At 67.0% G+C, this 13,327-nt stretch carries 9 protein-coding genes; 8 read left to right on the forward strand and 1 reads right to left on the reverse strand.

Annotated features, from left to right (window positions below; genetic code table 11):
• Positions 1–5: 5 nt before the first annotated feature.
• Complete coding sequence (locus ATCM_RS07675; RefSeq protein ID WP_132863908.1) at positions 6–893, reverse strand: restriction endonuclease; 888 nt, start codon at positions 891–893, stop codon at positions 6–8.
• Positions 894–1,620: 727 nt separating this feature from the next.
• Between ATCM_RS07675 and ATCM_RS07680 the strand changes: the two genes are divergently transcribed.
• From ATCM_RS07680 to ATCM_RS07710, 8 genes are all read left to right on the forward strand, one after another.
• Positions 1,621–2,472, forward strand: a complete 852-nt coding sequence (locus ATCM_RS07680; RefSeq protein ID WP_132863910.1) for a CoA ester lyase — start codon at positions 1,621–1,623, stop codon at positions 2,470–2,472.
• A 60-nt stretch (positions 2,473–2,532) separates the two neighbouring features.
• Positions 2,533–4,953 (forward strand): sodium:solute symporter, encoded by a 2,421-nt coding sequence (locus ATCM_RS07685; protein ID WP_132863912.1) that lies wholly within the window; start codon positions 2,533–2,535, stop codon positions 4,951–4,953.
• 91 nt (positions 4,954–5,044) lie between these two features.
• Positions 5,045–5,917 carry a LysR family transcriptional regulator gene (locus ATCM_RS07690; RefSeq protein WP_132863914.1) on the forward strand — a complete coding sequence of 291 codons (873 nt, stop codon included), beginning with the start codon at positions 5,045–5,047 and terminating at the stop codon, positions 5,915–5,917.
• A gap of 405 nt (positions 5,918–6,322) precedes the next feature.
• Positions 6,323–8,512 (forward strand): TonB-dependent receptor, encoded by a 2,190-nt coding sequence (locus tag ATCM_RS07695; protein ID WP_132863916.1) that lies wholly within the window; start codon positions 6,323–6,325, stop codon positions 8,510–8,512.
• 10 nt (positions 8,513–8,522) lie between these two features.
• Positions 8,523–8,696: a hypothetical protein gene (locus tag ATCM_RS19080; RefSeq protein WP_165931146.1), complete on the forward strand. Its 174-nt coding sequence runs from the start codon at positions 8,523–8,525 to the stop codon at positions 8,694–8,696.
• Positions 8,697–8,827: 131 nt separating this feature from the next.
• Positions 8,828–11,092 (forward strand): TonB-dependent receptor, encoded by a 2,265-nt coding sequence (locus tag ATCM_RS07700; RefSeq protein ID WP_132863918.1) that lies wholly within the window; start codon positions 8,828–8,830, stop codon positions 11,090–11,092.
• A gap of 20 nt (positions 11,093–11,112) precedes the next feature.
• Positions 11,113–12,369 carry a serine hydrolase domain-containing protein gene (locus tag ATCM_RS07705; protein ID WP_165931147.1) on the forward strand — a complete coding sequence of 419 codons (1,257 nt, stop codon included), beginning with the start codon at positions 11,113–11,115 and terminating at the stop codon, positions 12,367–12,369.
• Positions 12,366–13,307: a ribokinase gene (locus ATCM_RS07710; protein ID WP_132863922.1), complete on the forward strand. Its 942-nt coding sequence runs from the start codon at positions 12,366–12,368 to the stop codon at positions 13,305–13,307. Before ATCM_RS07705 ends, ATCM_RS07710 begins: the two co-directional genes overlap by 4 nt.
• Positions 13,308–13,327: the final 20 nt, after the last annotated feature.

Raw genomic sequence — 13,327 nt, forward strand, 5'->3', positions numbered from 1 at the left:
GAATTTCAATCTTGTCCCGCCAAAAACCACACCGGCTTGAGCGGCAGGCGACGGCGAGCGCTGTCATCCAGCTGGCCGTAGTGGCGGGTCCATAGTTCGACCAGTTGGGTGGCGTCGATCAGGGTGATGCGGCGGTGGCTTTGGCGGGCTTCCAGGTCGGCGTCCTTGGTGAAGCCGGACAGGGCTACGAACAGGCCCACGTCGCCTTCACCCAGCACGGCCATGAAGCTGCGCAGGCCCATCACGTCGATCTTGGGTGAGTTGGCGTTGCGCTTGACCTGCACCTTGATGCGCGGCGGGCGGGTGCCCAGTGGGTCGTTGTAGGCGATGACATCGATGCCGCCGTCCTTGCCGGGCGGGGCGATCCAAGCCACGTGGTAGCCCATGGCGGTGAGCAGGGCGCCCACCAGCTCCTGGAAGTCGTAGGGCGGCATGTCGGCCAGGTGCGCCTCGATCTCGGCCCAGGCCATTTCCTCGGCCTGCTCCAGGGTGATGCTGGCGGACTTTTCCACCGCTTCGTCGTCGACCTCGTCGACCTCCACCACCGGCTGCGCCTTCTTCCACTTGTGGTACAGGCGCACCGCCTCACGGTAGAACTGCTCGCCGTCCGGGTATTGCCGATAGGCCTGCGCACCTTCGGTGGTGATGTTCCAGATGCCCTTGTCCTTGACCAGCCAACCTGCCTTGACGGTATCAACGGTGGCGAAGCGCACGATCTTCTCGAAGCGGCGCCCGCCGGTGGGGTAGTCGCCGGCCTCGTAAGGGGTCAATTCGACCTGCGCGGCCAGGGCGGCCAGGGCTTCGGCGGCCTTCAGGCCGTCGGGCCGGGCCTGCAGGATGCCAAACAAGGTGCGTATCAGGTGGCCGGTCCGGGCCTTGGTTACTTCTGCCATGCGTCCCCTGCTTTGGTGGCCTGTTCCAGCCCGCCTGCGCGGCGATCGGGGCGGGAAAATCAGGTCTCGTGATGTGAAGGCGAATGATAGCTGGGCGCGCCTTGGTATATCAGGCTGAACGGGTGTTTTGCTGGGGGAAACTGCTTTGTTGGCCCTCTCTTGAATCCTGGTTCGGTAGGAATTGAGGGGGAATGCTGGGCCGCTGACTTTGTGGGTCTCTGCGGTCGATCTGGGACCTTCTTTGTCTTCGGATCGGGACGGGAGGTGTATTGAGGATCTGTTTGAGGGGGCAGCGCGGACGGTTTTGGTTGATTCCGTCTGCGGGTACCGCTGGAACCCTCCCCTTGCCTTGCGGCAAAGGGAGGGGGTCAGGAGCTGTGACTGGGGGTTTGCGGCCGGAAGCGCAGGGCAGGATCGGGAAGCGCCCCCATCCGCCCTTCGGGCACCTTCCCCCACTTGCGGGGGAAGGGAGGGATCCTGGGTTACGGGCGATGTCGGACAGGTTCGCGGCGCCGGCAAAAGCTGAATGCGCGGCGCCACCACAGGTTCGGCAGACCGGGTTCCCGACGAAGCCCCCGCCGCGCGTGGCTCGGCACCGCCCGGGGCCGCAGGTTGTGGGCGGCCTGATCCGGCAAAGCGCAACAAACGCTATTGCATGAATGTTCGGGAATACACTTTTTCCCGGTTCCGATTTGCGCAGACTGCCCTCAAGGTTAGAGGGAACCCCATGCGTAGCAAGCTGTTTGTGCCCGGCGCACGTCCGGAGCTGTTCGACAAGGCCATGGCCGGACCGGCCGATGCCTTGTCTTTCGATCTGGAAGATTCCGTGCCGGAGGCCGGCAAGACGGCTGCACGGGCGGCCGTGGCCGCGTTTCTGGCGCGCCCGGAGGTGGTGGCCGGCGGCAAGCTGCTGATCGTGCGCACCAATGCCACCGACAGCCCGCACTTCGCCGCCGACCTCCAGGCCGTGGCCGTGCCCGGCGTGTGGCTGCTCAACATTCCCAAGATCGAATCGGCCGCGCAGGTGCGCCAGGTCGCCACGGCGCTGGAACAGGCCGAGGCCGCCAACGGCGTGGCCCAGCCGATCGGGCTGCTGATCAACATCGAAACCCCGCGCGGGCTGCGCCATGCCGCCGAACTGGCCGCCGCGCATCCGCGCGTGGCCGGGCTGCAGTTGGGCCTGGGCGACCTGTTCGCGCCCAACGGCATCGCGCGTGACCCGGCCAACGTGCAGGCCACGTTGTTCGCGGTGAAGATGGCCGCCGCCGAAGCCGGGGTGTTCGCCTGCGACGGCGCATGGCCGGACGTGGCCGACGCCGAGGGCTTCACGGTCGAGGCAACCATGGCGCAGAGGCTGGGCTTCATCGGCAAGAGCTGCATCCACCCGCGCCAGGTGGCGCTGGCCAACACCCTCTTCAGCGTGCCCGAGGCACTGGTCGCCGAGGCACGGCGTATCCTCGCCGCCGCCAAGCAGGCCGATGCGCAGGGCCGCGGCGCGTTCCTGTTCGAGGGGCGCATGGTCGACCTGCCGTTCCTGCGCCGTGCCGAAGCCATCGTCGCCGGGGCCGGCCACGCCTGATCCTTCCTCAAGGTGACGGCCTGGGCCGGCACCTCCGCTTTACTTTCCGGGGTCCATCCCATGTCCAAGCACGCGGCCAATGCACCGGCCTTCCTGAAGCGCCCCCTCTCCCTCGGCCTGCGCCTGCTGCTGGCGCTCACCCTGCTGGTGACCGGTGGCATCGCCTCGGCCGGGGAAAGCCTCAATGCCGTGGCCACCGGCCTGTTGCCGACGCTGCCCGATGGCCGTGCGCCGCAGCAGATGCTGGCCCTGCAGGACCAGCTGCTGGCCGTGGAAGGCGAGCGCGCCTGGTACCTGGGCAAGGGCGAGCAGGCCTGGAAGCCGCTGCAGCTGGGCAAGACCCCCGCCCATGCGCTCCACGGCCTGGTCCGTTACGGCGATGCCAGCTGGCTGCTGCTCGGCGAGGGTGCCGGCCAGGCCAACCGCCTGGACCAGGTCACCCGCAAGGGTGATGCGCTGGTGGCCGGACAATCGCTGCCCCTGCCCTCGCCGCTGGCAGAGGCGGTGGCCACCACGCTGGACGGTGACCTGTACGTGGCCGGCGTCGATGGTGCCGGCAAGCGCCAGCTGCTGCGCCGGCCCGCCGGCAACGGCGCCTGGGTGCCGGCCCCGATGTGGCCGGGCGACGCCGCCGCGGCGGCGATGCAGGCCCAGAAGGGCGCGTTGTACGTGGTCGATGCACCGGTTGCCGGCATCGCACAGCAGCTGTGGCGCTGGACCACCGACAAGGGCTGGGTGTCGCTGCCGGGCATGGACGGCACGCTGGTCCCCGGCTCGCTGCGCGCGCTCGGCCAGGCCCACCTGCTGATGCAGGTGCGTGACCGCCAGGGCGCGGTCAACGCGCGTACCTTCCACACCATCACCAGCGCCTGGGCGACCGTGGCCGGCAGCGGCGCCGACGCCCCGACCGCCACCGCCAGCTGGGGCAACGGCCTGGCCTGGGCCAGCACCGACGGCAGCCTGCACACCTTCGAGATGCAGACCGGCAAGCACCTGCTGGGCTGGATGGACTGGACGGTGATCATCGTCTACCTGGCCGCGATGCTGGGCATGGGCGCCTGGTTCTACTTCCGCGAGAAGCGCGGCAATACCGCCGACTTCTTCGTCGGTGGCCGCAGCATCCCGTTCTGGGCGGCCGGCGTGAGCCTGTATGCCACCAACACCAGCTCGATCAGCTTCATCGCCATCCCGGCCAAGGCGTTCGAGACCAACTGGCAGTACCTGACCAACAACCTGATCGCGGTGCTGGGCCTGATGTTCGTGGCGGTGTGGATCGTGCCGCTGCTGCGCCGGCTGGACCTGATGAGCGTGTTCTCCTACCTGGAAACCCGCTTCCACCCGGCCATCCGCATGCTCGCCAGCGCGCTGTGCATCGTCATGCAGATCGGCGCGCGCATGAGCGTGGTGCTGTTCCTGCCGGCGCTGGCGATTGCCACCATCACCGGCATCAGCGTGGTGTGGAGCATCATGATGATGGGCGTGTTCACCATCATCTACACCGCGATGGGTGGCATGAAGGCGGTGATCTGGACCGACTTCGTGCAGGTCATCGTCAAGATGGGCGGCGCGATCTTCGCCATCGGCTTCATCGTGTGGACGCTGAAGGGCGGCTTCGGCGAGTTCGTCGCCACCGCGGCGATGGAAGACAAGACCAAGCTGTTCGATTTCAGCTTCGACCTGACCAAGGCCACCGTGTGGGGCTTCATCTTCCTGGTGGTGTTCGACGTGGTGCTGACCTTCCCGAAGGACCAGGTGCTGATGCAGCGCACCCTGGCCACCAAGTCGGACAAGGAGGCCGGCCGCTCGATCTGGGCGTTCGCCGCGATCATGATCCCGGGCGGCTTCATCTTCTACGGCATCGGCACCGCGTTGTGGGTGTTCTACAAGAACAACCCGCAGCGCCTGGACCCGCTGCTGCCGATCGATGCCACTTTCCCGCTGTTCATCGCCGCCGAACTGCCGCCGGGCGTCACCGGCCTGATCATCGCCGGCGTGTTCGCCGCGGCGATGGCGACGCTGTCGAGCATCATGAACAGCGTGGCCACGCTGATCTCGGTGGACTTCTACGAGCGCCTGGCCAAGAACCCGAACCCGCGCAAGAGCGTGCTGTTCGCCGAGATCTCCACCGTCATGGTGGGCCTGGTGGCGATCGGCCTGGCGCTGATCATGTCGCGCTACGACATCCACTCGCTGTTCGACGTGTCCATCGAACTGGCCGGCCTGCTCGGCGGTGGTTTCGCCGGTGCCTACACGCTGGGCATGTTCACCCGCCGCGCGAACTCGCAGGGCGTGGCGATCGGCGTGGCCGCCTCGATCGTGCTGACCTTCGTGGCCTGGTGGTTCAAGCTGGTGCACCCGTACTTCTATCTGGCCATCTCGATCATGCTGTGCATCGTGGTCGGCTACCTGGCCAGCCTGTGCTTCCCCGCCCCCACCCGCTCGCTCAAGGGCCTGACGATCTACAAGCAGGACGCGGTGTGAAGGCCGGCCACGACGCCAGGACCATGACGTTGGTCGCATCGCCAGCGCCGGCCGGCTGGTGTAGCGTTGCGGCCAGCTGAGAGGTCATACCGTGGAAACCCAGTTCCTCAATACCTTCGTCACCGTCGTGGACCGTGGCTCGATGGCCGCGGCCGCACGCCTGCTGCACATCACCCCGGCGGCGGTGGCCCAACAGATCCGCACCCTGGAGCGTGAGCTCGGGGCGCCGCTGATCGCCCGCGCCGGGCGCACCGTCAGCGTCACCGAGGAAGGCGCGCGCATCCTGCAGCGGGCGCGCGACCTGCTGCGTGACGTGGCCGACCTGCGCAGCGTGGCCAATGAAAGCGGCATGGCCGGCGAGCTGCGCCTGGGCGCCTGCCCGACCGCGCTGGGCGGGCTGGTGCCGGACATGCTGGCGCGGATGGTGGCCAAGTTCCCGGAGATCAACGTCTTCATCAAGCCGGGCTATTCGGCCGACCTGTACGGTGCGGTGGAATCGGGCGACCTGGACGCGGCGATGGTGCTGCAGGCCCCGTTCCCGCTGCCCAAGACCTGCGACTGGCAGCTGCTGCGCGAGGAGCCGCTGGTGGTGCTGGCCCCGGCGCGGCTGGCCGGCTGCGACCCGCACCAGCTGCTGCGCGAGGAGCCGCTGATCCGCTACGACCGGCACGAATGGGGTGGCCGCCAGGCCGACGAATACCTGCGCAAGGTGGGCATCGTGCCGCGTGAGCGGTTCGAGCTGAATGCGCTCAACGCGATCGCCGTGATGGTGGACCGCGGCCTGGGCGTCTCGCTGGTGCCGGACTGGGCCAAGCCCTGGCCCGAAGGCATTTCGGTGGTCAGCCTGCCGCTGCCACAGCCCAGCGAACCGCGCCGGATCGGGCTGGTCTGGTCGCGCGCCTCGGTGCGCCTGCGCCAGGTCAACGCCCTGCTGGAAGAAGCCCGCGCCGCGTTGATCCGGTAGTGCCGGCGATGCCCGGCATGGGCATCCCCCGGAAAGCCCCCGCCGAACATGGCTGCGCCCCACCGCGATGCGGTGCGGGGTTGGCGCAGTGCCGGGCCATGCCCGGCAGCTGGCCTTGCCGGGAACGCCCCGGCCGAGCATGGCGCCGCGCCCCCGTCTCGGGGCGGTTCCAGCGCCGTCCAATCGCAACAAACACTAGGCAATGAACATACCCAGTCGCGCTTCCTTCGCCAGAAAGCCGCCCCTAGTCTCTGCCCATCGTCGAAGGTGCGCCTGACGTTCCCGCGCGGGCACCGGTGCATCAAACGGCAGCATGAAAGGGGCACAAGTCCCCGTCTCGATTACCGGTGCAGGCCGCCCCCCAGCTGTCTGTACACCGTTTCCACATCAGGGGGAGAGGAAGCAATGATCAAGCCACTTACTGCTGCCATCAGCACTGTTCTGCTTGCCAGCGCCATTGCGCCGGCGATGGCGCAGGATGCAAGCAAAGCCCATGACGATGCGGTCAGCCTGGACCAGGTCATCGTCACCGGTACCCGTACCCCGGTCGCGATCGAGAAGGTCCCCGGCGCGGTCACCCTGGTGACCCCGGAGCAGGTGCAGCGCACCTTGAACCTGACCGAAGACGCCACCGCCGTGCTCGCACGCATGGTGCCGGGCTACTCCGAATCCTCGCAGGCGATGAGCAACTCCGGTGAGACCCTGCGCGGCCGCATCGCGCTGCGCCTGTTTGACGGCGTGCCGCAGGGTTCGCCGCTGCGCGAAGGCAACCGCAACGGCACCTTCACCGACATGGGCGTGATCGGCCGCATCGAGGTCATCAACGGCCCGTCCGCCGCCGAAGGCATCGGCGGCGCCGGTGGCGTGATCAACTACCTGTCCAAGAACCCGGAAGTGGATGGCCACCAGACCACCATCTCCACCCGCTACGGCACCCAGTTCAAGGGCGACAGCGACCAGACCAAGATCGGCGTGATGCACACCTACAAGGATGATGCGGCCGACTTCCTGATCAGCGGCGCCTACATCGACCGTGGCATCGCCTATGACGGCGACGGCCGCCGCGTCGGCCTGAACACCTCCGGCTCGCTGTCGGACTCGTACAGCAAGAACCTGTTCGTGAAGGGCGGCTACAACTTCGGCGAAGGCCAGATGCAGCGCATCCAGGCCAGCTACAGCAACTTCCACATCGGCGGCAAGCACAACTACATCCCGGTGGAGGGCTGCCGCTTCGACCCGGTGAGCTGCCCGAACCCGACCACCAACACCGCCGAGAAGGGCTCCATCGCCGGCTCGCTGGCCGAGTTCAACGACTTCGAGCAGTTCGCGGTGAAGTACACCAACGCCGACTTCTTCGGCGGCGACCTGAGCATCGATGCGTACTGGGCCGAGCAGGCCATGCGCTACGTGCCGGAGAACGGTGCCGATCGCCAGCTGACCAAGCCGGCACCGCCGGAAGACCAGCGCATCTGGGACCAGTCGGAGATCAACAGCAAGAAGAAGGGCCTGCGCTTCGGCTATGCCTACGGCGACCTGTTCAAGGTCGAAGGCCTGCGCCTGCGCGCCGGCCTGGACATGGTGGAAGACACCGCCGAACAGCGCCTGGCCCTGACCAACCGCCTGTGGGTGCCGCCGATGAAGTACACCAGCCTGGCGCCGTACGCACAGCTGAGCTGGGACATCGGCCCGGTCACGCTGGATGCCGGCATCCGCCGCGAGGACGGCGAGCTGGAGATCGACAGCTACACCACCGTTGCCTTCCGCGACCACACCCCGGTGCAGGGCGGCAAGATGGACTACAAGGCCAACATGCCGAACTTCGGCGCGATCTGGCGCATCACCGATGCGTGGTCGGTGTTCGGCTCGTACTCCGAAGGCTTCGGCATCGCCAACGTCGGCATCCCGCTGCGCAACATCCAGGCCAACAGCCCGTGCAAGGCCGTGTCCTGCATCGCCGACCTGCAGCCGCTGATCACCAAGAACAAGGAAGTCGGCTTCAACTGGCGCGGCGCCAAGGGCCAGGTGGGCGCGTCTGTGTACCGCTCGACCTCGGACTTCGGCTCGACCCTGACCATCGACCCGGTCACCGAAGACTTCATCCTGACCCGCGCACCGGTCGAGATCGAAGGCTTCGAACTCAACAGCGCCTGGACCTTCAACGAGCACTGGAAGGCCACCTTCCTGTACTCGCGCATCCGTGGCCAGACCCAGTACTACCCGGGTTCGGGCCTGAAGAAGGAAATGGGCATCCTGGACATCTCGCCGGACAAGGTGAATGCCTCGCTGACCTGGACGCCGAACGACAACCTCAACGCCACCCTGGGCGTGAGCAAGACCTTCGACCGCGACCTGCGCGAGACCTTCACCAACCCGACCAATGGTGCGGTCTACGTCAACGAAGAGAACACCTATGGCTACGCGCTGTGGGACCTGAGCGTGAATTACGACACCGGCCGCTTCGGCCAGCTGTCGCTGGGCATCGAGAACCTGTTCGACAAGCAGTACGTGTTGACCTGGTCGCAGCTGCCGGGCTGGCAGAACTACTTCTCCGGCCGCGGCCGGATGGTCTCGCTCTCGCACACCATCAAGTTCTGATAACGGGCTGATGGACAACGGCGCCACGGGCAACCGTGGCGCCGTTTTCTTTGCCCGCCGGATGCGTCACAAGCGGATGTTTCTTGTTGCATCGCAAGAAAAAACATCGCCTTTCTTCAACCAACAAAAGCTCACGTCTGAAGCTAGCCGCCCGTCCTTCTTCCCTGCCCCTGCGCACGCCTAGGCTGCATCCACGGGGGCACGGCGCGTCGGGAGGGACGTGGCCAGCGGTCATTACCTGCAGCAGTCGCCGCACGCATGCGGCAAAGCAGTTCAAGCGCGTCTTCTCATACATCCATCGAGATAAGAACGAACATGAAGAACTTGCCTGTGACGTTGGGGGTTTTCCTGCTGGCCGCTGCGGTCAGCGACAGTGTGCGCGCACAACAGGTGGACGCGGCGCAGGCGCGCGAGGACGAACGCGCCGCCAGCAGCAGCGGCAGGAAACCTGCCCAGGCCACCGACCTGGACCGGGTGATCGTCACCGGCGTGCGCGCGCCCAAGGCCGTGGACAAGATCCCCGGCGCGATCTCGATCATCACCCCGGAAGAAATCCGGCAGTCGCTGGTCATCACCGAGGACAACACCGCGGTGCTGGCGCGCACCATCCCCGGCTACGCCGAATCCTCGCAGGCGATGACCAACTCCGGCGAGTCGCTGCGCGGACGCATCCCGCTGCGCCTGTTCGACAGCATCCCGCAGGGCTCGCCGCTGCGCGAAGGCACCCGCAACGGCACCTTCACCGACATGGGCGTGATCGGCCGCATCGAGGTCATCAACGGCCCGTCGGCGGCCGAGGGCATCGGTGCCACCGGCGGGGTGATCAACTACATCTCCAAGGTGCCCGAGCACGACGGCAGCGAGACCACGATCAGCGCGCGCTACCAGACCCAGTTCCACGACGACAGCGTGGGCTGGAAGCTGGGCCTGAGCCACGCGATCAAGCAGGACAACTACGACTTCCTGGCCAGCGTCTCGCAGCTGGAGCGCGGCATGGCCTACGACGCGAAGGGCCGCAGCATCGGCATGAATTCCAGCGGCTCGCTGGCCGACTCGCAGTCGCGCAACCTGTACATGAAGGGCGGCTTCAACTTCGGCCAGGACGGCGAGCAGCGCCTGCAGGCCACCTACAGCAACTTCAACATCGGCGGCAACGGCGACTACATCCAGGTGGTCGGCTGCAAGGGCCCGCATGACTGGCCGCCGTGCGACACGCCGTACCCGAACACCTCGGTGAAGGGCCACATCGACGGCCAGCGCGATGCGCTCAACAAGTTCATCCAGTACAGCCTGCAGTACACCCACAACGACTTCTTCGGCGGCACGCTGGACCTGGTCGGCTACCAGGCCGACCAGGGCATGCGCTTCCTGCCGGAGAACGGCGCCGACCGCCAGCTGGTCAAGCCGGCGCCGGCCGACGATGCCGACCGCATCTTCGACCAGTCCGAGATCCAATCGGAGAAGAAGGGCCTGCGCACCTCGTGGACGCGCCCGACGCTGTTCGGCGTGGATGGCCTGGAGCTGCACACCGGCGTGGACTTCGTGCAGGACGTGGCGCAGCAGCGGCTGGTGATGACCGACCGCGTGTGGGTGCCGCCGATGGACTACAAGAGCGTGGCCCCCTACGCGCAGCTGAGCTGGGACATCGGCCCGGTGACGGTCAGCGGTGGCCTGCGCCGCGAGAACGGCAAGCTGGACGTGGATAGCTACACCACCGTGGCCTACCGCAACAGCGTGTTCGTCGAAGGCGGCACCCTGGACTACACCGCCAACCTGCCCAACCTCGGCGCGATCTGGCGCGTGACCGACCAGTTCTCGCTGTTCAGCGCCTACAGCAAGGGCTTCACCCTGCCGGACATCGGCATCCCGCTGCGCAACGTGAACTACACCGGGCAGTCGGTGAAGGGCATCCTCGACCTGCAGGCGATCATCGTCGACAACATCGACATCGGCTTCAACTGGCGCGGTTCGCGTGGCGCGCTCAGTGGCAGCTGGTACCACTCCACCTCCGACTTCGGCGCGTCGCTGGAAGTGGACCCGCTGACCAGCGACTTCATCATGACCCGTGCGCCCACCGACATCAAAGGCATCGAGTTCACCGGTGAGTTCCGCTTCACCGACACGTTCAAGATCACCGGCCTGTACACGCACCTGCGTGGCTGGACCTCGTTCTGGGGCCCGGACCCGCAGGGCCGCTACGACGCCGGCCCGTTGAAGAAGCCGCTGGGCATCTTCGACGCCACCCCGGACAAGATCAACGTCGCGCTGGTATGGAAGGCGTTGCCCAACCTGGACGCCACGCTGGGGGCGAGCATGCTGCGCGACCGCCACCTGACCAGCTCGGCGGTGCGCGAGTACGACGGGGAGACCTTCGACTACGACGAGAAGATCAACGGCTACACGCTGTGGGATCTGGGCGTGAACTACGATAGTGGCCGCTTCGGGACGTTCTCGCTGGGCGTGGACAACCTGTTCAACAAGTACTACATCCTCAGCGGCTCGCAGGGCGATGGCTGGCAGAACTACTGGGCCGGTCGTGGCCGGGTAGTCTCGTTGAGCTATTCGTACACGTTCCGCTGATGAGCGCAGGAGTGCACGCCATGCATCAAACCATCGCAACACCGCGCAGCCGTCGCTGGCTGCGCCGTGGCGCCGCACTCCTGTTGTGCCTGCCCGCGCCGCTGCTGCACGCTGGAGACCGCTGGCAGCGGCTGGATGGTTTCCTGCAGGCGAGCACCGCACCGGGCCAGTTCCCGGGCGCGGTGGCGCTGGTCGAGCACGATGGCCGCATCGTGTTCCAGCAGCACTACGGCCACGCCGACAGCGCTGGCCACCGGCCACTGCAGTCCGACAGCATCTTCCGCATCTATTCGATGACCAAGCCGGTGACCTCGGTCGCCGTGCTGATGCTGCTGGAAGAAGGCAAGCTGTCGTTGGACGATCCGCTGGCGCGCTACCTTCCCGAGTTCGCCGACCGCTCCGTGGTGACCGGTGGCGACCTGCAACATCCGCAGACCGAAGATGCACCGCGCGCGATTACCCTGCGCCATCTGCTCACCCATACCAGCGGCTTCGCGGCGGCGTCGGATACGCACCGGGTGGCGACCAAGCTGTTGACCGCGGCCGATGTCGACAGCGCGACCTCGCTGCAGGACGTTGCACGCCGCTTGTCCACGCTGCCGTTGGCCGATGCGCCCGGCACACACTTCCATTACGAAGGCAGCAATACCGAACTGCTGGCGCGCGTGGTCGAGGTGGTCAGCGGGCAACCGTTCGCGCAGTTCCTGCACCAACGCATCTTCAGCCCGCTGGCGATGCACGACACCGGTTTTGAAGTGCCGCTGGCGCAGCGTGGTCGCGTGGTCGAACTGCCCACCAGCAACGACGATGGCAGCCTGCGCGTGGCCGACACGCTCAGCGCGCGCAATCCGGGCGTGCGCCTGAAAGGCTATGACAGCGGCGCCGGCGGTCTGTATTCCACCGCTGCCGACTACCTGAAGTTTGCCCACATGCTGCTCGACGATGGCCGCAGCGGGAAGCAACAGCTGCTCTCGCGCAAGACCGTCGAGCTGATGATGAGCGACCAGCTCGCTGGCTTCGAGCCGGCCATCAGCAGCTATGGCGCGGGCGAGGGCTTCGGCCTGGGCGGCTATGTCATCACCAACCCGGCTTACCGCGGCAAGCTCGGCAGCGTCGGCCAGTTCGGCTGGTCGGGCGCGGCGTCCACCTATTTCACCATCGACCGCAAGGAAAAGCTGGTGGCCATCCTGCTGATGCAGTACCTGCCCAGCGGTGACAAGGCGCTCGCCTCACCTTCCACCCGTTTCTACAACCTCGTTTACCAGGCCATTCCATGAGTTCCACCGTACTTGTCGCCGGCTCGGCCAACCTCGACTTCGTGGTCCGCGCCGCGCACGTGCCGGCGCCCGGCGAAACCGTGCTGGGCCGCGAGTTCCGCACCTTCCCCGGTGGCAAGGGTGCCAACCAGGCCGTGGCCTGCGCGCGTGCCGGTGGCGCCCGCACCCGGATGCTGCTCGCATTGGGCCAGGATGATTTCGCCACGCCGATCGAAACCTCGTTGCGCGATGCCGGCGTGCAGTTGCACGCGGTGCGCGATGCGCAGCTGCCGACCGGCACCGCCTTCATCTGCCTGTCCGACGATGCCGAGAACGCCATCACCGTCGCGCCCGGCGCCAACATGGCATTGAAGCCCGAACACCTGCCTGCGCTGGATGGGGTGCAATGGCTGCTGCTGCAGCTGGAAACCCCGCTCGACACCGTGCTGGCCTATGCACTGGCCGCACGTGCGGCCGGGGTCAAGGTCGCGCTCAACGCCGCACCGGCGCAGGTGCTGCCGGCCGAGCTGCTGGCGCAACTGGACATGCTGATCGTCAACGAGGGCGAACTGGACGTGGTCGCCGGCAACCCGCCGGACCTGGCCAGCGGCCTGGCGCGGCTGGACGTGCCGTGCGTGATCGTCACCCTCGGTGCGCGCGGCTGCCTGGCGCGGCACGAAGGCCGTACCCTGCTGCAGCCGGAGTTCGCCATTTCGCCGGTGGATACCACCGCCGCCGGCGATACGTTCTGCGGCACGCTGGTAGCGGCCTTGGCGCGTGGCGATGCGCTGCAGCAGGCGCTGCTGGCGGCCAGTGCCGCCTCCGCGCTGGCCTGCACGCGGCTGGGCGCACAATCCAGCATTCCCGACCACGCCGAGGTCACCGCGTTGCTGGCCGATGCCCGCCGTGTCCCCGGCACCGACGCCCATGCCGCGCTCGCGGCCTGGTGCGCGCTTTGACCGCTTGCTCCCCCTGTTTT

The organism is Stenotrophomonas sp. ATCM1_4 (assembly GCF_004348115.1).
Taxonomy (GTDB): Bacteria; Pseudomonadota; Gammaproteobacteria; order Xanthomonadales; family Xanthomonadaceae; genus Stenotrophomonas; species Stenotrophomonas capsici.

Coding starts and splice junctions, on each gene's coding strand:
- ATCM_RS07700 (WP_132863918.1), top strand. CDS start 8,828: ATGAAGAACTTGCCTGTGACGTTGGGGGTTTTCCTGCTGGCCGCTGCG.
- ATCM_RS07675 (WP_132863908.1), bottom strand. CDS start 893: ATGGCAGAAGTAACCAAGGCCCGGACCGGCCACCTGATACGCACCTTG.
- ATCM_RS07710 (WP_132863922.1), top strand. CDS start 12,366: ATGAGTTCCACCGTACTTGTCGCCGGCTCGGCCAACCTCGACTTCGTG.
- ATCM_RS07685 (WP_132863912.1), top strand. CDS start 2,533: ATGTCCAAGCACGCGGCCAATGCACCGGCCTTCCTGAAGCGCCCCCTC.
- ATCM_RS19080 (WP_165931146.1), top strand. CDS start 8,523: ATGGACAACGGCGCCACGGGCAACCGTGGCGCCGTTTTCTTTGCCCGC.
- ATCM_RS07680 (WP_132863910.1), top strand. CDS start 1,621: ATGCGTAGCAAGCTGTTTGTGCCCGGCGCACGTCCGGAGCTGTTCGAC.
- ATCM_RS07705 (WP_165931147.1), top strand. CDS start 11,113: ATGCATCAAACCATCGCAACACCGCGCAGCCGTCGCTGGCTGCGCCGT.
- ATCM_RS07695 (WP_132863916.1), top strand. CDS start 6,323: ATGATCAAGCCACTTACTGCTGCCATCAGCACTGTTCTGCTTGCCAGC.